Genomic DNA, 24713 nt, shown 5'->3' with positions numbered 1-24713 from the left:
CGCCTGACCGCACGGTGAGCGGATGACGGCCCCGGTGACGCCCAGCGCACCGGGGCCGTCGTCATGATCCCGGCGTTCCGCGGTCCCGTACGACGCCGCCCGGGACCGCGGGTGTCCTGCCCGAGCCCTTAGGAGGCGTCCGGTGTCGGCAGCGCCTCCAGCAGGGGGCGCAGCCTCGTCGTCCGCTCCTGGGCGGCGACCTCCGCCACCGCGCGGGGGAGGGCCTGGTCCACGCCGTGGACCACGGACAGGTGCCGTTCGCCCCTGCTGAACGCGGTGTACACCCAGGGCCGGCTCAGCCCTCCCGCCGCGTCGCCCGGCAGGACGACGACGGCCGCCGGCCACCGCATCCCCGCCGCCTGGTGGGCGCTCAGCGCCCAGCCGTGGCGTACCGCCGTCTCCACCCGCTCCTGCGGTACGACGACGGGTGTACCCGAGCAGTCCAGGTGCAGCCCCTCGGCGTCGGCCGAGACGACGGCACCCGGCACCACCCTTCCCGGTGCGGGCACATGGACCACACGGTCGCCCGGGTCGAAGCCCCCGAACCGCCCCGGCCCCGGATTGAGCCGCTGCTTCAGCGCCGCGTTCAGCGCCGTCGTCCCCGCCGAGCCACCGTGCCCGACGGTGATGACCTGCGTGTCCGAGGGCGGTACGCCGAGCGCGCGAGGTACGGAGTCGGCGACGAGCTGCACCGTGCGGTGGACCGCCTCGCCCGCGTCGCGGACGGGCACGATCACCACCTCCCTGCCCGGCGCCTCGACCTGCGCGAGCTCCCCGACGCCGATGCCCGACACCAGCTCGCCGATCGGCCCGGGATCGGGTGTACGCGAGACCACGTGCGGGCAGGCGCGCGCCGCGATCACGTCGGCGAACACCCGGCCCGCTCCCGCGGAGGCCAGAACCCCCGGGTCACCGCTCAGCACCAGTCGCGTGCCGTCGGCGAGGGACTCCACCAGCATCGCGGCCGTCTCCACGTCGAGCTGCGGGGCGTCCAGCACCACGAGCAGGTCGACGGCGAACGCGCCGTCCGCGTCGCGCCCCGGACCCGCCTCGCCGGAGAGCAGGGCGGAGAGGGTGACCGCGGCGTCCGGGTCGCCCACGGCCGCGGCCAGGCGGTGGAGACCGTCGACGCTGTGGGTCGTGCCCACGGCCCGCAGCCCGAGACCGCGGGCGGCGGTGATCAGGGCCGCGGGCTCGGCCCTGGCGCTCTCGCCTCCGCTGTGCGCGACCAGGCCCGCGGTCGCGGCCGTGCGGATCAGCTCGGCCGCCGAAGGAGAGGGGGCGAGGGCCGCGGCCTCCGCCCAGTCGGCGCCCTTCTCCACGGAGTTGACCAGCCGTGCCAGACCGTCGGCGAGACTCTCCTCGGCCAGCGCGTACCGGTCGAGGCCCAGCAGGACCAGCACCGGCGCCTCGTCGTCCGGCGCCCCGGCCTCCGGCCCGCCCCCGGAGTCCCCGCCCGCGTCGTCCCGCGGACCGGCCGGCTCCTCCTCCGCACCGTCGTCGCCGTCCTGGAAGACCAGCACGACACCCTCGGCCACCGCGTGCTGGACGGCCGCGCCGGGGTCGGTGACCGCGAACCCGGACAGTGCCGTGCGCACCTCGGCGGCGTCCAGGGCCGTGTGGCCCCGCAGCGCCGCCCGCTCCAGCAGCCAGCCGACGAGCGCAGCGGTGCGCCGCGCGTCGTCGGGGCCGCACTCCGCGCCCAGCAGAGCCCGGGCGAATCCGTCCGCCTGCTCCGGGCGGACACCGGGCAGCGACAGCAGTTGCCAGGGGTCCTCCCGGAGGACCGCGGCCGCCTGCTCGCCGAGAACCGCGGCCGCGGGACGTGCCAGGGCCTCGGGGGCCCCTCCCTCGGCGAGCACCGTCGCGGCCGAGGCGGCGGCCTGCGGGGACCCGACCCGCGCGTCGGGCCGCTCGGGAGCCGCGGCCGCCCGGGCGGCCGCGGGGGCGGCCTGCGGAGCCGCCCTGCGGGGCGCCGGGGCGGACGCGGGCGAGTCGAAGAAGGCTGTGCCCGGCTTCGCGCCGCTCTCCACGGCTCGCACGGCCGCGAGCAGATCGGCGGCGGGGCCGCTCAGCTTGCCGCCCGCGGCGATGGGGCCGTCCTTCCCGGCCTTGCGCTGCTCGATCCGGAGGCGCAGCTCGCGCTGCGCCGCCAGCTCGGCCGCGGCCTCCGACATCTCGGGCGCCCCGGACGGCTCGGCGGTGTCCCCGGCCCCCCCGCCCGCACCGGCCTCTTCCTCGGCCTCCGCGCTCCCACCGGCTTCGGGGTCCCGCGCGGCCCGCGTCTCCTCCGCACCCTGGCCGGCGCCGGTCTCCTGCGGTGCGTCCGCGCCGTCCTCGGCCTCGGGGCCGTGCTCGCCGGGCGAGCCGCCCGTGGCCGGCCCGCCGGTCTCCTCGCGGCCCTCGTCGTCCTCGGCGGCGGGGTCCGGGGATTCTCCCCGGGGAAGCGCAGTCACAGCGTGCTCCAGTCCTGGTCGGGATAGCGGTGCACGGGCGCCGACACGTCGTCGAGCGCCTGGCAGATCTCGTCAGGAAGACTAAGCGCCTCCACTGACAACGCCTCGGTCAGCTGCCGCGCGTTGCGCGCGCCGACGACCGGCGCCACCACTCCGGGCCGGTCGCGCACCCAGGCGAGGGCGACCTGCAGAGGCGTCGTGGAGAGACCGTCTGCGGCCGTGGCCACGGCGTCCACGATCCGGCGCGCCGCCCCGTGGAGATACGGCTCGACGAACGGGGCGAGGTGTTCCGAGGCGCCCCGGGAGTCCGACGGGGTGCCGGTGCGGTACTTGCCCGTCAGGACCCCGCGGCCCAGCGGCGACGACGGCAGCAGCCCCACCCCGAGATCCAGCGCCGCCGGCAGCACCTCACGCTCCACGCCCCGCTGCACCAGGGAGTACTCCATCTGGGTGCACGCCAGCCGGGTGCGCACCCCGGGCGCGGCGAGCTGCCAGGTCGCGGCCTTGGCCAGTTGCCAGCCGCTGAAGTCGCAGACGCCCGCGTACCGCACGCGCCCCGACGACACGGCGAGGTCCACTGCCTGAAGGGTCTCCTCCAGCGGGGTCACGGGGTCGAACGCGTGGACCTGCCACAGGTCGACGTAGTCCGTCCCGAGCCGCCGCAGGGAGGCGTCCAGCGCGGCCAGGAGATGTCCCCGCGAGCCGTCGAAGCGCCGGTAGGGGTCGGCCACGCTGCCCGCCTTGGTCGAGATGACCAGATCCCGCCGGGGCACCAGTTTGTCCAGCAGGCGGCCCAGCAGGTACTCGGCCTCCCCGTCGGCGTAGACGTCGGCGGTGTCCACCAGGGTGCCGCCGGCGTCCCAGAAGGCCTTGAGCTGGTCGGCGGCGTCGTGCTCGTCGGTGTCCCGGCCCCAGGTGAGGGTGCCCAGCCCGATACGGGACACGCGAAGGCCGGTGCGGCCGAGATGCCTCTGCTCCATGGGCGCTGAGATTACTGGCCGGGGCCGCGACCGGTGCAGGCCTGTGGACAACCCCGGGCCCCGGGGCGAGCCTGCCGGATTCCGGCGCCCCGCGCTAGAGTCCCGGGCACAGGAACGTTACTGATCAGTAGAGGGAGCGTGGCTATGCGGCTCGGCATCAATCTCGGTTACTGGGGTGCGGGCATGGACGGCGACAACCTCGCCGTCGCCCAGGAGGCGGACCGGCTCGGTTACGACGTCTGCTGGGCCGCCGAGGCCTACGGCTCCGACGTGCCGACGGTGCTCGCCTGGGTCGCCGCCCGGACCGAGTCCATCGACGTCGGCTCCGCCATCATGCAGATCCCGGCCCGCCAGCCCGCCATGACGGCCATGACGGCCGCCACGCTCGACTCCCTCTCCGGGGGCCGCTTCCGCCTGGGGCTCGGCGTCTCGGGACCGCAGGTCTCCGAGGGCTGGTACGGCGTCAAGTTCGACAAGCCGCTGGCCCGCACGCGCGAGTACGTCGAGATCGTGCGCCGCGCCATGTCCCGCGAGCGGCTCTCCTACGAGGGCGAGCACTGGACCCTGCCGCTGCCCGACGGCCCGGGCAAGCCCCTCAAGCTGACCGTCCACCCGCAGCGCGAGCACATCCCGCTCTACATCGCCGCGATCGGCCCCAAGAACCTGGAGCAGACCGGTGAGATCGCCGACGGCGCCCTCCTGATCTTCCCCTCCGCCGAGCACATCGAGGAGACGGCGCTCAAGCACCTGCGGGCCGGGCGGGAGAAGGCCGGGAAGACGATGGACGGATTCGACGTCTGTCCGACCCTGCCCCTGGCGATCGGTGACGACATCAACGGCCTCGCCGACATGTTCCGCCCCTACACCGCGCTCTACGTCGGCGGCATGGGCAGCCGCAAGCAGAACTTCTACAACCAGCTCGCCCAGCGCATGGGCTACGAGAAGGAGGCGGCCGAGATCCAGGACAAGTACCTGTCCGGCGACAAGGCCGGCGCGGCCGCGGCCGTGCCGCACCGGCTCATCGACCAGACCGCGCTCCTCGGCTCGGTGGAGCGGATCGCCGACCGGATGCGGGCCTACGCCGAGGCCGGGGTCACGACTCTGACCCTCGCCCCCGCCGGCTTCACGCTCGACGAGCGCCTCGCGGCCCTGCGGGCGGGCACCGACGCCCTCGAGCTCTCCGGCACCGCGGCGTAACGGACGCGGACCCGCACCGGACGTGGACCCGGGACGGGGAAGCACTACGGCCGTGGTGGGGGCTCGGGGGGTCCTCCCCGCCACGGCCGTCACAGGGAACAACGCCTCGCGCCGCTCCCGGTTACGCCCCGTGCCCCTCCCGGGGAGCCTTCGCCGGTCCGGGAGCCGTGCGGCGCCCGTTCGGCCCTGCCCCGCCCCGCTCGTGTTGCCTACCGGGCCGTACCGAATTTGACTGTGGCTCTGCGGACACCGGTGCGAAAGGTGGCAGTGATGCTCTCGGCAAAGAGTCTGTTCCAGGAGATCCTCGACAACGACGAGTCGTTCCGGCTGTTCTGCTCGATCGCCGCCGGCGGGGAGGCCCAGGGCGGCTGGGAGAACGGGCGCATCGCCGCCCTGGTGCCCCCCGGACTGAGGGAGCTCGCCCCCAAGGTCGCCCGGCACGGTGCCGACGAGGACAAGCACGGCCGGATCTTCAACGCCCTGCTGAAGCAACGCGGACTCCAGGCCGTGTCGGTGCCCTACGAGACCGACTACACCCTCCTGCTGGAACGTCACGGCATCGGCCTGGCCCACGACCGGCTGAGCCGCGAGGAACCCCTCACCGAGCGGGACATCATCGTCTACCTGGCCCACAGCAGGGTCACCGAGCAGCGGGCCTCCGAACAGATGAGGCTGCTCCTGCGGCACTTCTCCGACCACCCGGTGCTCGGCCGCGCCGTCAGGATGATCTCGCGCGACGAGGACAACCACCTCGCCTACTGCCACGAGGAACTCCTGCGCTTCGCCCGGGCCGGACACGGCCGCACGATCCAGTCCGTCCTGCGGGAGTGCGCCCGCGCGGAGATCCGCGTCTACCGCGACGTCAGCCTCGCCGTCATGCGGCACATGGGCGAGGTACTGCGCTGGTCCCGCGCCAAGAGCGCGCTGCTGAGCGCCGGCATCCACGCGATGTACGCGTACGAGCGGCTGGTGGGCTGGCAGCGGATGGTGAGCCTGCGCCAGCCCGTGCTGCGCGACGCGCTCGGCAGCCCGGCCGCCCCGGAGACCGAGTTCGCCTGAGGGCCGCGCCTACATCCAGCCGCGCCGCTTGAACATGCGGTACAGGCTGAAGACCGCGACGCCCATCAGCCCGATCACCGTCGGGTAGGTCCAGACCCAGTGGAGTTCGGGCATGTGCTCGAAGTTCATGCCGTAGATGCCCGCCACCAGGGTCGGTACCGCGGCCATGGCGGCCCAGGCCGAGATCTTCCTCATGTCGTCGTTCTGCCGCACGCCGACCTGCGCCAGGTGCGCCGAGAGGATGTCCGAGAGCAGCCGGTCCAGGCCCTCCACGTGTTCCACGGCACGGGTCAGGTGGTCGTTCACGTCCCGGAAGAACGGCTGCGAGCTTGCGTCGACGAACGGCACCCCCGCGCCGGAGAGCCGGGCCATCGGGCCGCTCAGCGGGTTGGTCGCCCTGCGGAACTCCAGCACCTGCCGCTTGAAGGTGTAGATGGCCGCGGCCGTGTTCGTGGTGTCGCGGGAGCCGGTCGGTGCGAACACCTGCGCCTCCAGCTCCTCCAGGTCGACCTGGAGCTCGGCGGCGACCTCGATGTAGTGGTCGACCACCGCGTCGCTGACCGCGTACAGCACCGACGTGGGCCCGTGCTTGAGGACCTCCGGCTCGGCCTCCAGACGACTGCGCACGGCCGCCAGCGGCGCGCCCTCACCGTGCCGCACGGTGACGACGAACGAGTCCCCTATGAACAGCATGAGCTCCCCGGCGCTCACGGTGTCGCTCTCCTGCTCGTAGACCACCGGCTTGATGACCACGAACAGGGAGTCGTCGTAGATCTCCAGCTTGGGCCGCTGGTGGGCGCGCAGGGCGTCCTCGACCGCGAGGGGATGCAGCGCGAACTCGCTGGTGACGTGCTCGAACTCCGCCTCCGTCGGCTCGTGCAGCCCGATCCAGACGAACGCGTCGCCGGTGGCCCGCGCCTCGTCCAGGGCATCGGAGAAGTCGGCGGGACCATCGGTCCTGCGCCCGTCCCGGTAAATTCCGCAGTCGACGATCACTCGCCGCATTCTTCCCCGCCCGCGCTCTTCCACGCACCTCTTCTACGCTTGCAGGCATGCCCACGCTCATCCTCGTACGCCACGGACGCTCGACCGCCAACACCGCCGGAGTGCTCGCCGGACGGACTCCGGGGGTCTCCCTCGACGAACGCGGCGCCGCCCAGGCCGCCGCCCTCCCGGGCCGGCTGTCCGGCATCGCCCTCGCGGCGGCCGTCAGCAGCCCGCTGCAGCGCTGCCGCGAAACCCTCCAGCCGCTCCTGGACGCCCGCCCGGACCTCGCCTCGCACACCGAGGACCGGATCAGCGAGTGCGACTACGGGGAGTGGTCCGGCCGCAAGCTCGCCGAACTCTCCGACGACCCCCTGATGAAGGTCGTGCAGCAGCACCCCTCGGCCGCGGCGTTCCCCGGCGGCGAGTCGATGCGTGCCATGCAGACCCGGGCCGTGGAGGCGGTGCGCGAGTGGAACACCCGCATCGAGGCGGAGCACGGCGAGGAGGCCGCCTACGTCATGTGCTCGCACGGCGACATCATCAAGGCGATCGTCGCCGACGCGCTCGGCATGCACCTCGACCTCTTCCAGCGCGTCCACGCGGACCCGTGCTCGGTCACCGCGATCCGCTACACCAGGCTGCGGCCCTTCCTCCTGCGTCTCGGTGACACCGGCGACCTCGCGTCCCTCGCGCCCCGGGAACAGGCCCTCGGGGCCGACGCGGCGGGTGACACGACGGCCGACGCCGCCGTCGGCGGCGGCGCTGGGGCGCCGTGATCGCTCGGCGCAGTAGGGTGGACGCGCCGTAGCGGCCTCGCGGGGGGAACCCCGCAGGGCCCCGGGCCGACCCCCATTCGCCATCACATTCAAGGGAGACAGGACGTGTCCCGTCAGGTGTTCCTCTACGACCCCCCGGACCGTTTCGTGGCCGGTACGGTCGGGCTGCCTGGCCGCCGTACGTTTTTCCTGCAGGCGACATCCAAGGGACGGGTCACGAGCGTGGCCCTGGAGAAGACCCAGGTCGCCGCGTTGGCCGAACGGATCGACGAACTCCTCGACGAGGTCGTCCGGCGGACCGGCGGCAACTCACCCGTGCCGGCCGTCGCACCCACGGACGTCGCCGACACCGCCCCGCTGGACGCCCCCGTCGAGGAGGAGTTCAGGGTCGGGACGATGGCACTCGCCTGGGACGGCGACGAGCAGCGCATGATCGTCGAGGCGCAGGCCCTCGTCGAGCTCGAGGCCGACTCCGACGACGACCTCGCCGAAGCCGAGGAAAGGCTCCTGCAGGACGAGGAGAACGGCCCGCCGATGCTCCGCGTCCGGCTGAGCGGCGCGCAGGCGCGGGCCTTCGCCAAGAGGGCCCTGGACGTCGTGAACGCCGGCCGCCCGCCCTGCCCGCTGTGCAGCCTCCCCCTCGACCCGGAAGGACACGTATGCCCGCGCCAGAACGGATACCGTCGCGGGGCCTGACGGAGGCCGGGCTGCGCACCCTGCTCACCGAGGGGGAGCTCACGGTCCTCGGGCAGGTCAGGGGCGCGTCGAACGCGGTGCTCTACTGCACGGTGGCGTACGACGGCGAGGAGCGCACCTGCGTCTACAAGCCGGTCGCCGGGGAGCAGCCGCTGTGGGACTTCCCCGACGGCAACCTCGCCCGGCGCGAGGTCGCGGCGTACGAGGTCTCCGAGGCCACCGGCTGGGGCCTCGTGCCCCCCACGGTGCTGCGCGAGGGCCCCTACGGCGAGGGGATGTGCCAGCTGTGGATCGAGGCCGAGGAGACCGCGGACGGCGATGCCGGCCGGGCCCACGGGCTGCCGCCCCTGCTCGCGCTCGTCGAGGAGGAGGAGCCGGGTGACGGCTGGAAGGCGGTGGGATTCGCCGAGGTGGGCGAGGGGCGGACCGCGCTGCTCGTGCACGCCGACGATCCCCGGCTCCGCCGGCTCGCCGTGCTGGACGCCGTGATCAACAACGGGGACCGCAAGGGCGGGCACCTTCTTCCCGCGCCCGGCGGCCGGCTGTACGGCATCGACCACGGCGTCACCTTCAACGCGGACGACAAGCTGCGGACGCTCCTGTGGGGATGGGCGGGCGAGTCCCTGACGGCGGAGGCCGTGGAGGTGCTGAGCGGTCTGTCCGGCGCACTGGCACCGGGCGCGGCGCTCGCCACCCGGTTGGCGGAACTCATCACGCCCGCGGAGCTGGATGCCCTGCGGGCCCGGGTGGAGGCCCTGCGCACGTCCGGCCGCCATCCGCAGCCCAGCGGTGAGTGGCCGGCGATTCCCTGGCCCCCGGTCTGACGGCCGGGGTCCCCCGCGGACGGCCCGCCGCCGGGCGGCAGCCCCTTCACGGGGCCGTCCGGCGGCTTCGGCGGTGCGTCCGGGGACCACGCCGGCACGGAGCGGCAGCCTAAGGCGGCGTTTCGCGCAAGACCGCCTCTTCGGCCACGATCCGTCATCCGGTTCGTATCCGGAAGCATCGTCCGGTTACGCTCATGACATGCATGCCTGGCCCGCTTCTGAGGTCCCCGCCCTGCCTGGCAAGGGCCGCGACCTTCGGATCCACGACACCGCGACCGGCGGACGGATCACCCTTGACCCCGGTCCCGTCGCCCGCATCTACGTCTGCGGCATCACGCCGTACGACGCGACCCACATGGGTCATGCGGCGACCTACAACGCGTTCGACCTCGTTCAGCGCGTGTGGCTCGACACCAAGCGGCAGGTTCACTACGTCCAGAACGTGACCGACGTGGATGATCCGCTGCTGGAGCGGGCCGTGCGCGACGGCGAGGACTGGACCGAGCTCGCGGAGCGCGAGACGACCCTCTTCCGGGAGGACATGACCGCTCTGCGCATGCTCCCCCCGAAGCACTACATCGGTGCGGTGGAGGCGATACCCGGCATCGTCCCGCTCGTCGAACGCCTGCGGGACGCGGGCGCCGCCTACGAACTCGACGGCGACGTCTACTTCTCGGTCGAGAGCGACCCCCGCTTCGGAGAGGTCTCCCACCTCGACGCCGAGGCGATGCGCCTGCTCTCCGCCGAGCGCGGCGGTGACCCGGAGCGCCCCGGCAAGAAGAACCCGCTCGACCCGATGCTCTGGATGGCCGCCCGCGAGGGCGAGCCGAGCTGGGACGGGGGCTCGCTCGGCCGCGGCAGGCCCGGCTGGCACATCGAGTGCGTCGCGATCGCGCTGGACCACCTCGGCATGAGCTTCGACGTCCAGGGCGGCGGTTCCGACCTGGCCTTCCCGCACCACGAGATGGGCGCCTCGCACGCCCAGGTGCTGACGGGCGAGCACCCGTTCGCCCGCGCCTACGTGCACGCCGGCATGGTCGCCCTCGGCGGCGAGAAGATGTCCAAGTCCAAGGGCAACCTGGTCTTCGTCTCGGCGCTGCGCCGGGACGACGTCGACCCCGCGGCGATCAGGCTCTCCCTGCTCGCGCACCACTACCGGTCCGACTGGGAGTGGACGGACCAGGTGCTCGCCGACGCGGTCGAGCGGCTGGCACGGTGGCGTGCCGCCGTGTCCCGGCCCGACGGACACTCCGCCGAAGCCCTGGTCGAGGAGGTCAGGGAGGCACTGGCCGACGACCTGGACGCTCCCGCCGCCCTCGCCGCCGTGGACCGCTGGGCGGCCCGGCAGAACGCCGAGGGAGGCACGGACGAGGGCGCCCCCGGCGTCGTCTCCCGCACCGTGGACGCCCTCCTCGGCGTCGCGCTGTAACCCGCCGGCACGTGTGACGGGCCCGGGCCCCGCGAGAGATCGCGGGGCCCGGGCCCGTCTTCCGGTCCGGCTCGCCCTGGTCGCGCCGGCCCCCGCACAGCGGCGGTCAGCCGTCCGAGGGGTCCTCGTCCGGGCCGGACGGCGGGTCGCCGTGCGTGCCCCCGTCGCCGTCCTTGGGCCGCCCCTTGTCGGGGCGCTGCGGCTTGGGCGGCCGGGTGCGCCCGCCGGAGGTGTCCCGGAGGTACGGCGCGTCGCCGCTCTCCGTCGCGTGCCCGCCGGGGCCGCCCACGTCCCTGCGCCGGAGATAGCGCTCGAACTCCCGGGCGATGGCCTCGCCGGACGCCTCGGGCAGCTCGGCGGTGTCCCGCGCCTCCTCGAGCGTCTGCACGTACTCCGCGACCTCGCTGTCCTCAGAGGCCAGCTGATCGACCCCGAGCTGCCAGGCGCGGGCGTCCTCGGGCAGTTCGCCCAGCGGGATCCGGAGTCCGAGCAGGTCCTCCAGCCGGTTCAGGAGCGCCAGCGTCGCCTTGGGGTTCGGCGGCTGGGACACGTAGTGGGGAACCGCCGCCCAGAGGCTCACGGCGGGCACCCCGGCGTGCGTACAGGCTTCCTGGAGGATGCCGACGATGCCGGTCGGGCCCTCGTACCGCGTCTCCTCCAGGTCCATCGTCCTGGCCAGGTCCGGGTCCGAGGTGACACCGCTGACGGGCACCGGCCGCGTGTGCGGGGTGTCGCCGAGCAGTGCGCCCAGGATCACGACCATCTCGACGCCCAGCTCATGCGCGAAACCAAGGATCTCGTTGCAGAACGAGCGCCAGCGCATGGAGGGTTCGATGCCCCGGACCAGCACGAGATCGCGGGGTTTCTCCCCGCCGATCCGGACCACGGAGAGCCGCGTGGTGGGCCAGGTGATCTTGCGTGAACCACCGTCCAGCCACACCGTGGGGCGATTGACCTGGAAGTCGTAGTAGTCCTCGGCGTCGAGCGCCGCGAAGACCTCGCCCTTCCATTCCCGGTCCAGATGTCCGACCGCGGTGGAGGCGGCGTCACCGGCGTCGTTCCAGCCTTCGAACGCGGCCACCATGACCGGGTCGATCAGCTCGGGTACCCCCTCGAGCTCGATCACCCAGGCCTCCTTCCCAAGTTCCCTTGTGTACGGACCAACCTTACGACTTCCGGGTCCCCGGGCCGCAGCCCGTTTGCATGTGGTGGCGATCCGTGCCACTGGTCATTCATGTCCCCCGGAGACCGGCCGGAAGCCCCCGGAGACGAGATCGTGGTGGAGGAACCGGGCGGAGGGGATCCGGAGTTCCCCCGGGGTACCGTCCCGCCCTCCGCCGACTCGCCGCCGCGGCCGGGTACCCCGGCCGCCCGGGGCCCGCCGCTTCGCCCGTGTCAGTCCCAGAGCGTGGTGGGGGCCTCGCGGCGTACGACCGGCGCGATCTCCTCCGCGAACCGCTGGAGCGTCTCCAGCTGCTCGCCGAGCGCCAGGCCGAAGCCGTCCACGGTGACCGACTGCAGGTCGTGGCCGTAGGCGGCGTGGAAGCCCAGGATCTTGTCGATGATCTGCTGGGGTGAGCCGATCAGCTGGGGTCCGTCGGCGATCGCGTCCTCGATCGTCCGGAACGGTGTGTTGTACCCGGCCCTGCCCTCCAGATGCGGCTTGAAGGACTGGGCGACCCTGGCCTCGTACAGCTCCTTGTAGCGCGCGACCGTCCGCCGCGGGGTGTCCCCGATCAGCAGACCGCCCGAGCCGGCGGCCACCCGTGCGGTGGCCGGATCGTGCCCGTGCTCCTCGAAGCGGCGACGGTAGTGGGCCACCAGCCTCGCGTACGCCTCACGCGGCTGCACCGCGTTGGCGGTGAACAGCGGATCGCCGTGCCGGGCCGCCAGCTCGGGGGAGTCGAGGCTGGTGGCCGAGCCGTGCCAGACGCGCAAAGGGCCCGCGTACGGCCGCGGCACGGTCGTCACGTCCTTCAGCGGAGGCCTGAACTCGCCCTCCCAGTCCACCCCCTCCTCGGCCCACAGCCGCCTCAGCAGCTCGTACTTCTCCCTCTGCAGGTCCCACTGCCGCTCCTCGTCCAGCCCGAACAGGCTGAAGTGGCCCGCCTCCGCACCCTTGCCGACGACGAGTTCGACCCGGCCCCGCGCGATCTGGTCGAGGGTCGCGAAGTCCTCCGCGACCCGCACCGGATCGAGGATCGCGACGACCGTGACTCCGGTCAGCAGCCGGATGGCGGTGGTACGGGCCGCCAGCGCGCCCAGGACCACGCCCGGACTGGAGGAGAGGAAGGGTCCGGCGTGCCGCTCCCCGACGGCGTACGCGTCGAAGCCGAGCCGCTCGGCCGCCACACCGGTCTCGATCACCTCGTGGAACCGGTCCGCGGCCGGGCGCAGTTCGCCGGTCAGCGGATGCGGCGCATGTCCGACGAGGGAGAGTACGGAGAATCTCACAGGACTCGTTCCTTCCGTGGCAGGGGAGTCCGGTGGCGCCGGGACTGCCCGGCAGCGGCCCGCAGCCGTCGGCGCCGTCCGGACGTCCCTCCACTCTCCCCGTGCCACGTTGCGCCCGTATGGCGGCGGTGTGGCACCTCCCCGGCGCCGCGCGGAGGTGCGCGGAGGGGGTGTGCCACAGGGGCGGCCCCCTGTCCGGGAGACCGCCCCTGTCGTGACCGCAGTGCCGTCAGCGTCCGTCGGCCAGCATGTCCTCGACCCGCGATCGGATGTCGTCGGTCGCGAGACCCCGGATCGTCAGCGTCGTCCGGCGCCGCAGCACGTCGTCCGCCGTCTCGGCCCACTCGCGGTCGCGCGCGTACGCCACCTGCGCCCAGATCTCCGGGGCGTCGGGGTGGATGCGCTCGGCGAGCGCCGGGTCCTCGTCCGCCAGGCGCGCGATGTCGAAGGAGAGCGAGCCGTAGTGGGTCGCGAGGTGCCGCGCGGTGTCGGCGGACATCCGCGGCCCCGGCGTCCCGCCGCCGGCCAGCAGCCGGTGGGCGACCGCGTTCGGGTTCGCGATACCGGGCAGAGGCATCTTCCTCGGCAGGCGCGCCATGGGCTCCATGTCCTCGGAGAGGGGGTGCCCGGGCAGCTCGGCCAGCTTGTTCATCACCGTGCGGCCGATGTGGCGGAACGTGGTCCACTTGCCGCCGGCGACCGACAGCATGCCGCCGCGGCCCTCCGTCACGACCGTCTCGCGCTTCGCCTTCGAGGTGTCCCCGGGGCCTCCTGGCAGCACCCGCAGGCCCGCGAAGGAGTACGTGATCAGGTCCCGGGACAGCTGCTGGTCCCGGACCGAGAAGGCCGCCTCGTCCAGGATCTGCGCCGTGTCCTTCTCGGTGACCGAGACGTCGGCCGGGTCGCCCTCGTACTCCTCGTCCGTCGTGCCGAGCAGGAGCATGTCCTCCCACGGCAGGGCGAACGTGATGCGGTACTTGTCGATCGGGGTCGCCAGCGCGGCCCGCCACGGACGGGTGCGCTTCAGCACCAGGTGCGCGCCCTTGGACAGGCGTATGGAGGGCGCCGCGTTCGGGTCCTCCAGCTTCCGCAGGTGGTCGACCCACGGCCCGGTGGCGTTCAGCACCAGCCGCGCGTCGATGCCGAACTCCGTACCGTCCTGACGGTCCTTCAGTTCGGCGCCGGTCACCCGGCCCCTGGTGAAGCGCAGCCCGGTGACGGCGGCGTGGTTGAGGACCTCGGCGCCGGCGTCGACCGCCGCGCGCACGGTCATCAGCGCCATGCGGGCGTCGTTCATCTGGTCGTCGCCGTAGACGGCGACGGCCTTCAGGTTGTCCGTCCGCAGCTCCGGCACGTCGCGCTGGGCGCGGGCCGGGCTGATGACGTGGCCGACGCCGTCACCGAAGGCGGACAGCGCCGAGTAGGCGAAGACGCCCGCGCCGAGCTTGGCGGCGCCGTGCGGGCCGCCCTTGTAGACCGGCAGGTAGAAGGTGAGCGGGTTGGCCAGGTGCGGGGCGACCTGGCGCGAGACGGCGCGCCGCTCGAAGTGGTTCTCCGCGACCAGCTTCACCGCGCCGGTCTGCAGGTAGCGCAGACCGCCGTGGAGCAGCTTGGACGAGGCGGACGAGGTGGCGCCGGCGAAGTCGCCGGCGTCCACCAGGGCCACCCGCAGTCCGGACTGCGCCGCATGCCAGGCGGTGGAGATGCCCAGGATGCCGCCGCCGATCACCAGGAGGTCGTACGTCGCCTTGGAAAGCCGCTCCCGGGTCTCGGCGCGGCTCTGGAGGGAGCCGGAGGCCGGATGCGTCCCGAGGGCGGGGACGCTCTGCAGGGTGGTCATGTCGTGTGCTCCTCAGCTCTCTTCGTCCTCGATCCAGCCCATGGTCCGTTCGACGGCCTTGAGCCAGCTCTTGTACTCGCGGTCACGCGTGGCCGCGTCCATGCGGGGTGTCCACTCGGCGGCCCGGCGCCAGTTGGCGCGCAGCGCGTCGGTGTCCGGCCAGAAGCCGACGGCGAGACCGGCGGCGTAGGCGGCGCCGAGGCAGGTGGTCTCGGCGACCATGGGGCGCACCACGGGTGCGTCCAGGAAGTCGGAGAGGGTCTGCATCAGCAGGTTGTTGGAGGTCATTCCGCCGTCTACCTTGAGCGCGGTCAGCTCGACGCCGGAGTCCTTGGTCATGGCGTCGCTGATCTCGCGGGTCTGCCAGGCGGTGGCCTCGAGTACGGCACGGGCGATGTGCGCCTTGGTGACGTAGCGGGTGAGGCCGGCGATGACGCCGCGGGCGTCGGGACGCCAGTACGGTGCGAACAGGCCGGAGAACGCGGGCACGAAGTACGCGCCGCCGTTGTCCTCGACGGACGAGGCGAGCGTCTCGATCTCGGCCGCGGACTTGATCAGGCCCATCTGGTCGCGCATCCACTGCACCAGCGAACCGGTGACGGCGATGGAGCCCTCCAGGGCGTACACCGCCTTCTGGTCGCCGATCCGGTAGCCGACGGTCGTCAGCAGGCCGTTGTACGAGTTCACCGGGGTGTGGCCGGTGTTCATCAGCATGAAGGTGCCGGTGCCGTACGTGGACTTGGCCTCGCCCTGGGCGAAACACGTCTGGCCGAACAGCGCCGCCTGCTGGTCGCCCAGCGCGGAGGCGACCGGGACGCCGTCGAGGACGCCGCCCTTGGCGTTGCCGTACACCTCGGCCGACGAGCGGATCTCGGGCAGTACGGCGGCCGGGATGTCCAGCGACTGGACGATCTTGTCGTCCCACTGCATCGTGTGCAGGTTCATCAGCAGGGTGCGCGAGGCGTTGGTGACGTCGGTGACGTGGACGCCGCCGTCGGTGCCGCCGGTCAGGTTCCAGATGACCCAGGAGTCCATGGTGCCGAAGAGGATGTCGCCCCGCTCGGCACGCTCGCGCAGCCCCTCGACGTTGTCGAGCAGCCAGCGGACCTTCGGCCCGGCGAAGTACGACGCGAGCGGGAGTCCGGTCTCGCGGCGGAAGCGGTCCTGGCCGACGTTGCGGCCGAGCTCCCGGCAGAGGGCGTCGGTGCGGGTGTCCTGCCAGACGAGCGCGTTGTGGACGGGCTCACCGGTGTTCTTGTCCCAGAGCAGGGTGGTCTCGCGCTGGTTGGTGATGCCGATCGCCTTGACGTCGGCGGAGGTGATGCCGGCCTTGACGACGGCCCCGGCGACGACCTCCTGGACGTTCTCCCAGATCTCCTTCGCGTCGTGCTCGACCCAGCCCGGCTTGGGGAAGATCTGTTCGTGCTCCTTCTGGTCGACGGAGACGATCCGGCCGTCCTTGTCGAAGACGATGCAGCGGCTGGACGTGGTGCCCTGGTCGATGGCCGCGATGAACGGCCCGGTGGTGTGTGAGTCGGTCACGGTGTGCTCCCGGAAGTCTGTGTGGTGTGCGGTCTGGCTCAGGCGAAGGCGAGGTTGTAGAGACCGCCCGCGAGCGCGGCCCCGATGAGCGGTCCTACCACCGGTACCCAGACGTAGCCCCAGTCCGAACCGCCCTTGTTCGGAAGCGGCAGCAAAGCGTGCACGATCCGCGGACCGAGGTCGCGCACCGGGTTGATCGCGTAGCCGGTCGGGCCGCCGAGCGACAGGCCGATGCCGACGACCACCAGCGAGGTGATCAGCGCGCCGAGCACGCCGAGTCCGTTGCCCTCGGCGTTGAGGCCCTGGGTCAGGATCGCCAGGACCAGCACGAAGGTGGCGATGATCTCGGTCACGACGTTCTGCAGGCCGTTGCGGATCTCCGGGCCGGTGCTGAAGACGCCGAGCACGGGGCCCGCCTTCGGCGCGGTCTTCTGGTCGACCATGCCTTCCTCGGCCGGCTGGTTCCGCACGATCTCGGGGTCGGTGAGGTGCGCGTGGAACTGTCCGTAGTAGACGGCCCAGACGAGCACGGCACCGATCATGGCTCCCAGCAGCTGGGAGCCGAGGTACAGGGGCACGTCGCTCCAGGGGGTACCCCCCTGGATGGCGAGGCCGATCGTGACGGCCGGATTGAGGTGGGCGCCGGACACGCCCGAGGCTATGTAGGCGCCGGTCAGCACGGCGAAGCCCCACCCGAAGGTGATGGCCAGCCAGCCGGCGTTCTGCGCTTTGGATCGCTTGAGGGTGACGGCGGCACAGACACCGCCGCCGAGCAGGATGAGTATGGCGGTACCGATGGTCTCGCCGATGAAGATGTCGGAGCTGGACACCCGCGACTCCTTTGTCCTTCGTCCAGGGGAAGGCGAAACACCGGGTCCCTCCGGTGGATCGCGCCCCAGGTGGGTATCCGTCTGACGGCGGCTACTCACCTGTAGGGCTTGACCGGCCCTCGGCACTGTCACACTCTAACGCGTATTGCCGTTAGGTGTTCGGCAATGCCGACCGGTGAGCGGCAATGTTTCTCCCTGGCAGGGGGTGAGTCAAGGGGTGTGTGACGCGCGACTCGATCGTTACCGACGCCGCGGGTACCGCTCAGAAGCGTCCGGCGCCCAGGTCCCGGGAGACGGCGCGGGCGCAGTCCCGGACCGCCGCGACGAGCTCGGGGCGCATCTCGCCGCCCACGCAGACCCGCTCGACCGCCCCGGTCACCGCCACGGCGCCGACCGGCATCCTGCGCCGGTCGTGGACGGGGGCGGCCACCGCGGCCACGCCCTCCCAGGTCTCCTCCACGTCCGCGGCCCAGCCCTGCGCCCGGATCAGGTCGAGCATCGACTCGAACTCCTCGTCACCGGTGACGGTGCGGGGCGTGAAGGACCGGCGCTCCACCTCGGTGGCCTCGCTGTGCGCCACGGGGTCGTACGCCGCGATCACCTTGCCCAGGGCGGTGGAGTGCAGTGGCTGCATGGCGCCGACCTCCAGGACCTGCCGGCTGTCGTCCGGCCGGAAGACGTGGTGGACGATCAGGACGCCGTGCTGGTGCAGCACGCCCAGGTGCACGCTCTCGCCGCTCGACCGGGCCAGGTCGTCGGTCCACACGAGCGCGCGGGCGCGCAGTTCGTGCACGTCCAGGTAGCTGTTGCCCAGTCGCAGCAGCTCCGCGCCGAGCTGGTAGCGGCCGGACGCCGCGTCCTGCTCGACGAAGCCCTCGTGCTGGAGGGTGCGCAGGATGCCGTGCGCGGTGCCCTTGGCCAGGCCCAGGGACGACGAGATGTCGGACAGCCCGAGCCGACGCTCGCCGCCCGCCAGCAGCCGCAGCATCGCGGCTGCCCGCTCCAGCGACTGGATGTTCTTCGCCATCGCGCCGTACTCCTCCACCTCGGTTCGACAATGCTGAACACTATCGGTCGATGTCGACCTCTGTCCGGTCGCGCGAACATTCTCCGTCACCGCGTGAGCGGGCCCGCTCACCGCACAGCATGCAGTCCGCCCCGTGGGACACGGCGACCGCCCCGGGCGGTGCCCGGCTACGCTGGCCGCGTGCCCTCTCCGCAGATGGGCGCAAAGCCGACAGCCGTCGCATCCCAGGGAGAACATCCATGGCCTCGTCGCCGACCCCCTCAGCCGACAGCCGGAACCGGGCCGCAGCGCTCCGCGAGGCACTCGCCACCCGTGTGGTGGTGGCCGACGGTGCCATGGGCACCATGCTCCAGGCCCAGGACCCGACACTCGAGGACTTCCAGAACCTCGAAGGCTGCAACGAGATCCTGAACGTCACGCGCCCCGACATCGTCCGCTCGGTGCACGAGGAGTACTTCGCCGTCGGCGTCGACTGCGTCGAGACCAACACCTTCGGCGCCAACGCCTCCGCCCTGGGCGAGTACGACATCCCCGGACGGATCCACGAGCTGTCCGAATCGGGCGCCCGCATCGCCCGCGAGGTCGCCGACCGGTTCACCGAGTCCACCGGACAGCAGCGCTGGGTGCTCGGATCCATCGGCCCCGGCACCAAGCTGCCGACCCTCGGCCACGCCCCCTACACGGTCCTGCGCGACGGCTTCCAGCAGAACGCCGAGGGCCTCATCGCCGGCGGCGCGGACGCGCTCATCATCGAGACCACCCAGGACCTGCTCCAGACCAAGGCCGCGGTGCTCGGCGCGCGGCGCGCCCTGGAGGCCATGGGCAGCGACCTCCTGGTGCTGTGCTCCCTGGCCTTCGAGACGACCGGCACCATGCTGCTGGGCTCCGAGATCGGGGCCGCGCTGACCGCGCTCGAACCGCTCGGCGTCGACATGATCGGCCTGAACTGCTCGACCGGCCCCGCCGAGATGAGCGAGCACCTGCGCTACCTCACGCGCCACTCCCGCATCCCGCTCCTCTGCATGCCGAACGCCGGCCTGCCGGTGCTCACCAAGGACGGCGCCCACTTCCCGCTCGACGCCGAGGGCCTCGCCGACGCCCAGGAGACCTTCGTCCGGGAGTACGGCCTCTCCCTCGTCGGCGGCTGCTGCGGTACGACGCCGGAGCACCTGCGCCAACTCGTCGAGCGCGTGCGCGGCGCGGCCCCCTCGGCCCGCGAGCCGCGTCCCGAGCCCGGCGCGGCCTCGCTCTACCAGACCGTCCCGTTCCGCCAGGACACCTCGTACCTCGCGATCGGCGAACGCACGAACGCCAACGGATCCAAGAAGTTCCGCGAGGCCATGCTCGAAGCGCGCTGGGACGACTGCGTGGAGATGGCCCGCGACCAGATCCGGGAGGGCGCGCACATGCTCGACCTCTGCGTCGACTACGTGGGCCGCGACGGCGTCGCCGACATGGAGGAGCTGGCCGGCCGCTTCGCCACCGCCTCCACCCTGCCCGTCGTCCTCGACTCCACCGAGGTGCCCGTCCTGCGCGCGGGCCTGGAGAAGCTCGGCGGCCGCGCCGTGCTCAACTCCGTCAACTACGAGGACGGGGACGGCCCCGAGTCACGCTTCGCCCAGGTCAGCGCGCTGGCCGCCGAACACGGCGCGGCGCTGATCGCGCTCACCATCGACGAGGAGGGCCAGGCCCGTACCGTCGAGCACAAGGTCGCCATCGCCGAACGGCTCATCGAGGACCTCACCACCAACTGGGGATTCCACGAGTCCGACATCCTGATCGACTGCCTGACCTTCACGATCTGCACCGGCCAGGAGGAGTCCCGCAAGGACGGCGTCGCGACGATCGGCGCCATCCGCGAGCTGAAGCGGCGCCACCCCGACGTGCAGACCACGCTGGGCCTGTCCAATATCTCCTTCGGCCTGAACCCGGCCGCCCGCATCGTGCTGAACTCCGTGTTCCTGGACGAGTGCGTCAAGGCCGGACTCGACTCGGCGATCGTGCACGCCTCCAAGATCCTGCCGATCGCCCGCCTGGAGGAGGAGCAGGTCAAGGTCGCCCTCGACCTGATCCACGACCGCCGGGCGGAGGGCTACGACCCGCTGCAGCGGCTCATGGAGCTCTTCGAGGGCGTCAACACCAAGTCGATGAAGCAGGGCAGGGCCGAGGAGCTGAAGGCCCTGCCGCTCGACGAGCGGCTCCAGCGCCGCATCATCGACGGCGAGAAGAACGGCCTGGAGGCCGACCTCGACGAGGCGCTGCTGACCAGGCCCGCACTCGAGATCGTCAACGACACCCTCCTGGCGGGCATGAAGGTCGTCGGCGAGCTTTTCGGCTCCGGCCAGATGCAGCTGCCCTTCGTGCTCCAGTCCGCCGAGGTCATGAAGTCGGCGGTGGCCCACCTGGAGCCGCACATGGAGAAGTCCGACGACGAGGGCAAGGGCACGATCGTGCTGGCCACCGTCCGCGGCGACGTCCACGACATCGGCAAGAACCTGGTCGACATCATCCTGTCCAACAACGGCTTCAACGTCGTGAACCTGGGCATCAAGCAGCCCGTCTCCGCGATCCTCGACGCCGCCCAGGAGCACCGCGCCGACGTCATCGGCATGTCCGGTCTGCTCGTGAAGTCCACCGTGATCATGAAGGAGAACCTGGAGGAGCTGAACCAGCGCAAGCTGGCGGCCGACTACCCGGTGATCCTCGGCGGCGCGGCCCTCACCCGCGCCTACGTCGAGCAGGACCTCCACGAGATCTACGAGGGCGAGGTCCGCTACGCCCGGGACGCCTTCGAGGGCCTGCGCCTGATGGACGCCCTCGTCGCGGTCAAGCGCGGTGTCCCCGGCGCCGTCCTTCCCGAGCTCAAGCAGCGCAGGGTGCCCAAGCGGGACACCCCCGCCGTGGAGGCGGAGGTGCCCGAGGAGGGTGTGCGCTCCGACGTCTCCGTCACCAACCCGGTCCCGGAACCGCCCTTCTGGGGCACCCGGGTCGTCAAGGGCATCCAGCTCAAGGAGTACGCCTCCTGGCTGGACGAGGGCGCGCTCTTCAAGGGGCAGTGGGGCCTGAAGCAGGCCCGCGCCGGCGACGGACCCACGTACGAGGAGCTCGTGGAGACGGAGGGGCGCCCGCACCTGCGCGGCTGGCTCGACAAGCTCCACACCGAGAACCTGCTCGAAGCCGCCGTCGTCTACGGCTACTTCCCCTGCGTGTCCAAGGGCGACGACCTGATCCTGCTCCACGAGGACGGCTCCGAGCGCACCCGGTTCACCTTCCCGCGCCAGCGCCGCGGCCGCCGCCTCTGCCTCGCGGACTTCTTCCGCCCGGAGGAGTCGGGGGAGACCGACGTCATCGGGCTCCAGGTCGTCACCGTCGGTTCGAAGATCGGCGGGGCCACCGCCGAACTCTTCGAGGCCAACTCCTACCGCGACTACCTGGAGCTGCACGGCCTGTCCGTGCAGCTGGCCGAGGCCCTCGCCGAGTACTGGCACGCACGGGTCCGCAGCGAACTCGGTTTCGCGGGCGAGGACCCGTCCGACGTCGAGGACATGTTCGCGCTCAAGTACCGCGGTGCCCGCTTCTCCCTGGGCTACGGCGCATGCCCCGACCTGGAGGACCGGGCGAAGATCGCCGCGCTCCTGGAGCCCGAGCGGATCGGGGTCAAGCTCTCCGAGGAGTTCCAGCTGCACCCCGAGCAGTCCACGGACGCCATCGTCATCCACCACCCCGAGGCGAAGTACTTCAACGCACGGTAGCCGGATGTTCGACGCGCGGTAGTACCCCGTTACGAGCGCCGCGCGCGGACGAGTCGTAGACTGGTCGGTCCAGTGCAGGCCGGTCGCCGTTCCCACCGGGAAGGCGGCCGGCCTTCTCGTCCCCCATGGAGGTGTGCCGGATGACCAGTACGGTTCCCGCGTCCCTGACCCGTACGACCGAAGGGTCGGCGCTGCAGGCGGTTCTGCTCGACATGGACGGCACGCTGGTCGACACCGAGGGATTCTGGTGGGACGTGGAGGTCGAGGTCTTCGCCGACCTCGGTCACCGTCTGGAGGAGGCATGGCGTGACGTGGTCGTCGGCGGCCCCATGACGCGCAGCGCCGGTTACCTCATCGATGTCACCGGCGCGGACATCGCCATCGAGGAGCTCACCGTGCTGCTCAACGACCGCTTCGAGAAGCGCATCGGCCGCGGTGTGCCGCTGATGCCCGGCGCCGCCCGGCTGCTGGGCGAGCTCGCGGCGCACAAGGTGCCCACCGCCCTCGTCTCCGCCTCGCACCGGCGCATCATCGAGCGGGTCCTCGATTCGGTGGGGCGCCACCACTTCGCGCTCACGGTCGCGGGCGACGAGGTGACCCGGACCAAGCCGCACCCCGAGCCCTATCTCGCCGCGGCGGCGGGCTTCGGCGCCGATCCGTGGCGCTGCGCGGTCATCGAGGACACCGCGACCGGGGTCGCGGCCGCCGAGGCCGCGGGCTGCCGTGTCGTGGCGGTCCCGTCCGTCGCCCCCATCGCCCCCGCGCCGGGCCGTGTCGTCGTGCCCTCACTGGAGCACGTGGATCTCGCCTTCCTCCGGGGGCTCGTGACGGTGGAGCGCTAGCCGGAACACCGGCGGCACCCCGCTCCGAGCCGCCCGGACTCCGGGGCAGGGGTCCGGGTGGCCCGGCATCCCGGCGCGCCCCAATCAGGTCCATGTCAATGCGGGCCATGATGCGCCGACGTGATTTGCGTCACGGAATTCACCGATCGAAGCGCTTGCCACCCGACCCGTCCGTCCGTTTCGTCCACCCATAAGTCCGGTTGATGAAGCCGTGTACGAAACCTTCCCGAGCGTGACATGGACAGCCGGTCATCGCCCATCACCGAGTGGATACGCGGCTGTCCGGTGCCGGTCAAGTGCGCCACACGGGGCCTACTAATCTCGGTTTTCTCACATGCCGGAATGAGGGAGAACGCCCAGATGAACCGCAAGACGCTGGTGCTGCCGGCCGTAGTGGGCCTGCTCGCGCCCGTGCTCGCCGCCTGTGGCGGGTCGGACGAGGGGGGCGAAGCCATCGTCGTCGGAACGACGGACCAGTTCATCGCCTCGGCGGACAGCCCGGCACCGCTCGACCCGGCGATCGGCTACGAAGCGGGCGTCTGGAACGTGCTCCGGCAGACCGTGCAGACGCTCACCCACATTCCGCGCGGCGGCGGCGAGCCGGTGCCCGAGGCGGCCAAGGCCTGCTCCTTCACCGACACCGAGAACGAGAGCTACCGCTGCACCCTGCGCGACGGCCTCACCTTCGCCGACGGCACCCCCGTCACCCCGGAGGACGTGAAGTACTCCATACAGCGCGTCATCGACATCAAGGACGAGAGCGGTCCGATCGGTCTGCTCGACAACATCGACACGATCGAGACCAAGGGCGAGGACCAGGTCGTCTTCCACCTGCGCACGCCGGACGCGACCTTCCCGTACAAGCTCGCGACCCCGCCGGCCGGCATCGTCCCGAAGGACAAGTACCCGGCGAAGTCCCCCCGCGAGGGCTTCCAGGTCGACGGTTCCGGCCCGTACACCATGAAGCCCGAGGTCAAGAACAACCAGGTCGTCAAGGTCGTGTTCACCAAGAACCCGAAGTACAAGGGTGACCTGGAGATCAAGAACCAGAAGGTCGAGCTGGACCTCTTCCCCGACGCCGCGGCGATGGGCAAGGCGCTCGACGACAAGAAGATCGACATGATGACGCGCACCATGTCGCCCGAGCAGGCCCAGAAGCTGCTGGCGGAGCCGAAGGAGGGCGTCAAGCTCACCGAGATGCCGGGACTCGCCATCAGCTACCTCGCGTTCAACACCGAGGCCCCCGAGGTCAAGAACAAGGCCGTGCGCCAGGCCATGGCCCAGGTCATCGACCGCGGGTCGATCGCGAGCAAGGTCTACGGCAGCACCGCCGAGCCGCTGTACTCGCTGATCCCGTCCGGCATCACCGGCCACACCACCCCGTTCTTCGACAAGTACGGCGAGCCGGACGTCGCGAAGGCCGCCCGGACCCTGGACAAGGCCGGCATCAGCACGCCGGTCACGTTCACGCTGCACTACACGACGGACCACTACGGCCCCGCCACCAAGGCCGAGTTCGAGATGCTGGCGGAGCAGCTCAACGCCTCGAAGCTGTTCCAGGTCGACATCGAGGGCAAGGCGTGGGACAAGTACCGCCCCGAGCAGAAGAAGGGCGAGTACTCCGTCTACGGCATGGGCTGGTTCCCCGACTTCCCGGACCCGGACACCTACACGGCGCCGTTCCTCGACAAGAACAACTTCCTCAACTCGCCCTACCGGTCCGCCCTCGCCCAGGACACGCTCATCCCGCAGTCGCGTCGTGAGGCCGACCGCAGCGCCGCCAGCGACGCGTTCGAGAAGCTTCAGGACATCGTTGCCACCGACGTCCCCGTGCTGCCGATCTGGCAGGGCAAGCAGTACGTCGCCTCGCTCGACGGGCTGAACGGCGTTGAGTACGCCGTCAACTCCTCGGCCGACCTGCAGCTCTGGGAGCTGGGGCGCGGCACCTCCTGACGGAGCGCCGTAGGGAGAACCGGTGCGGGCCGGGGGCCATCGGCCCCGGCCCGCACCGGTTTCGCGTGC

Annotated in this window: 18 protein-coding genes; 9 read left to right on the top strand and 9 right to left on the bottom strand. The window is 71.8% G+C overall.

What is annotated here, in order from left to right:
• Positions 1-128: 128 nt before the first annotated feature.
• Together OHT61_RS06355 and OHT61_RS06350 are read right to left on the bottom strand one after the other, a co-directional pair.
• Positions 129-2456: a helix-hairpin-helix domain-containing protein gene (locus tag OHT61_RS06355; protein WP_329035808.1), complete on the bottom strand. Its 2328-nt coding sequence runs from the start codon at positions 2454-2456 to the stop codon at positions 129-131.
• Positions 2453-3436 (bottom strand): aldo/keto reductase, encoded by a 984-nt coding sequence (locus tag OHT61_RS06350; protein ID WP_329035806.1) that lies wholly within the window; start codon positions 3434-3436, stop codon positions 2453-2455. Before OHT61_RS06350 ends, OHT61_RS06355 begins: the two co-directional genes overlap by 4 nt.
• 144 nt (positions 3437-3580) lie before the next feature.
• Here OHT61_RS06350 and OHT61_RS06345 point away from each other — a divergent pair, with 144 nt between their 5' ends.
• Entirely contained in the window at positions 3581-4633 is a 1053-nt protein-coding gene (locus tag OHT61_RS06345; RefSeq protein WP_329035805.1) for an LLM class F420-dependent oxidoreductase, read from the top strand.
• Between the two features lie 270 nt (positions 4634-4903).
• Positions 4904-5692 carry a ferritin-like domain-containing protein gene (locus OHT61_RS06340; protein ID WP_329035804.1) on the top strand — a complete coding sequence of 263 codons (789 nt, stop codon included), beginning with the start codon at positions 4904-4906 and terminating at the stop codon, positions 5690-5692.
• A gap of 9 nt (positions 5693-5701) precedes the next feature.
• Here the strand turns inward: OHT61_RS06340 and corA are convergent, their stop codons facing one another.
• On the bottom strand, positions 5702-6697 hold the full coding sequence (gene corA / locus OHT61_RS06335; RefSeq protein ID WP_329035802.1) for a magnesium/cobalt transporter CorA: 996 nt from the start codon (positions 6695-6697) through the stop codon (positions 5702-5704).
• A gap of 47 nt (positions 6698-6744) precedes the next feature.
• On the opposite strand from corA, the gene OHT61_RS06330 reads away from it, so the two are divergent.
• The 4 genes from OHT61_RS06330 (at position 6745) to mshC (ending at position 10404) form a co-directional block, all read left to right on the top strand.
• Entirely contained in the window at positions 6745-7455 is a 711-nt protein-coding gene (locus OHT61_RS06330) for a histidine phosphatase family protein (RefSeq protein ID WP_329035800.1), read from the top strand.
• 105 nt (positions 7456-7560) lie between these two features.
• Positions 7561-8151 carry a DUF3090 domain-containing protein gene (locus OHT61_RS06325; RefSeq protein ID WP_329035798.1) on the top strand — a complete coding sequence of 197 codons (591 nt, stop codon included), beginning with the start codon at positions 7561-7563 and terminating at the stop codon, positions 8149-8151.
• Positions 8115-8975: an SCO1664 family protein gene (locus tag OHT61_RS06320; protein WP_329035796.1), complete on the top strand. Its 861-nt coding sequence runs from the start codon at positions 8115-8117 to the stop codon at positions 8973-8975. The genes OHT61_RS06325 and OHT61_RS06320 overlap by 37 nt, the downstream gene beginning before the upstream one ends.
• Positions 8976-9174: 199 nt before the next feature.
• Positions 9175-10404 carry a cysteine--1-D-myo-inosityl 2-amino-2-deoxy-alpha-D-glucopyranoside ligase gene (gene mshC, locus OHT61_RS06315; RefSeq protein ID WP_329035795.1) on the top strand — a complete coding sequence of 410 codons (1230 nt, stop codon included), beginning with the start codon at positions 9175-9177 and terminating at the stop codon, positions 10402-10404.
• 106 nt (positions 10405-10510) lie between these two features.
• On the opposite strand, the gene OHT61_RS06310 is transcribed toward mshC, so the two are convergent.
• The 6 genes from OHT61_RS06310 to OHT61_RS06285 form a co-directional block, all read right to left on the bottom strand.
• The gene (locus OHT61_RS06310; protein WP_329035793.1) at positions 10511-11530 is read right to left on the bottom strand and encodes a PAC2 family protein; all 1020 of its coding nucleotides are present in this window, start codon (positions 11528-11530) and stop codon (positions 10511-10513) included.
• Between the two features lie 269 nt (positions 11531-11799).
• Positions 11800-12858, bottom strand: coding sequence for an LLM class flavin-dependent oxidoreductase (locus OHT61_RS06305; RefSeq protein ID WP_329035791.1), 1059 nt, complete (start codon positions 12856-12858; stop codon positions 11800-11802).
• 229 nt (positions 12859-13087) lie between these two features.
• Positions 13088-14698, bottom strand: a complete 1611-nt coding sequence (locus tag OHT61_RS06300; protein WP_329035789.1) for a glycerol-3-phosphate dehydrogenase/oxidase — start codon at positions 14696-14698, stop codon at positions 13088-13090.
• A gap of 12 nt (positions 14699-14710) precedes the next feature.
• Positions 14711-16240 carry a glycerol kinase GlpK gene (glpK, locus tag OHT61_RS06295; RefSeq protein ID WP_329035787.1) on the bottom strand — a complete coding sequence of 510 codons (1530 nt, stop codon included), beginning with the start codon at positions 16238-16240 and terminating at the stop codon, positions 14711-14713.
• Positions 16241-16278: 38 nt separating this feature from the next.
• A complete protein-coding gene (locus OHT61_RS06290) occupies positions 16279-17070 on the bottom strand; it encodes an MIP/aquaporin family protein (protein WP_329035785.1) in 792 nt (263 codons plus the stop codon).
• 262 nt (positions 17071-17332) lie between these two features.
• Positions 17333-18097 (bottom strand): IclR family transcriptional regulator, encoded by a 765-nt coding sequence (locus tag OHT61_RS06285; protein ID WP_329035783.1) that lies wholly within the window; start codon positions 18095-18097, stop codon positions 17333-17335.
• A 239-nt stretch (positions 18098-18336) separates the two neighbouring features.
• Here OHT61_RS06285 and metH point away from each other — a divergent pair, with 239 nt between their 5' ends.
• From metH to OHT61_RS06270, 3 genes are all read left to right on the top strand, one after another.
• Positions 18337-21849, top strand: a complete 3513-nt coding sequence (gene metH, locus OHT61_RS06280; protein WP_329035781.1) for a methionine synthase — start codon at positions 18337-18339, stop codon at positions 21847-21849.
• A 140-nt stretch (positions 21850-21989) separates the two neighbouring features.
• A complete protein-coding gene (locus OHT61_RS06275; RefSeq protein ID WP_329035778.1) occupies positions 21990-22691 on the top strand; it encodes an HAD family hydrolase in 702 nt (233 codons plus the stop codon).
• Between the two features lie 360 nt (positions 22692-23051).
• Complete coding sequence (locus OHT61_RS06270; protein ID WP_329043119.1) at positions 23052-24644, top strand: ABC transporter substrate-binding protein; 1593 nt, start codon at positions 23052-23054, stop codon at positions 24642-24644.
• Positions 24645-24713 lie beyond the last annotated feature (69 nt).

Origin of the sequence: Streptomyces sp. NBC_00178, from assembly GCF_036206005.1 — a bacterium.
Lineage (GTDB): Bacteria > Actinomycetota > Actinomycetes > Streptomycetales > Streptomycetaceae > Streptomyces.
This window is presented reverse-complemented; position numbering and strand designations above follow the sequence as displayed.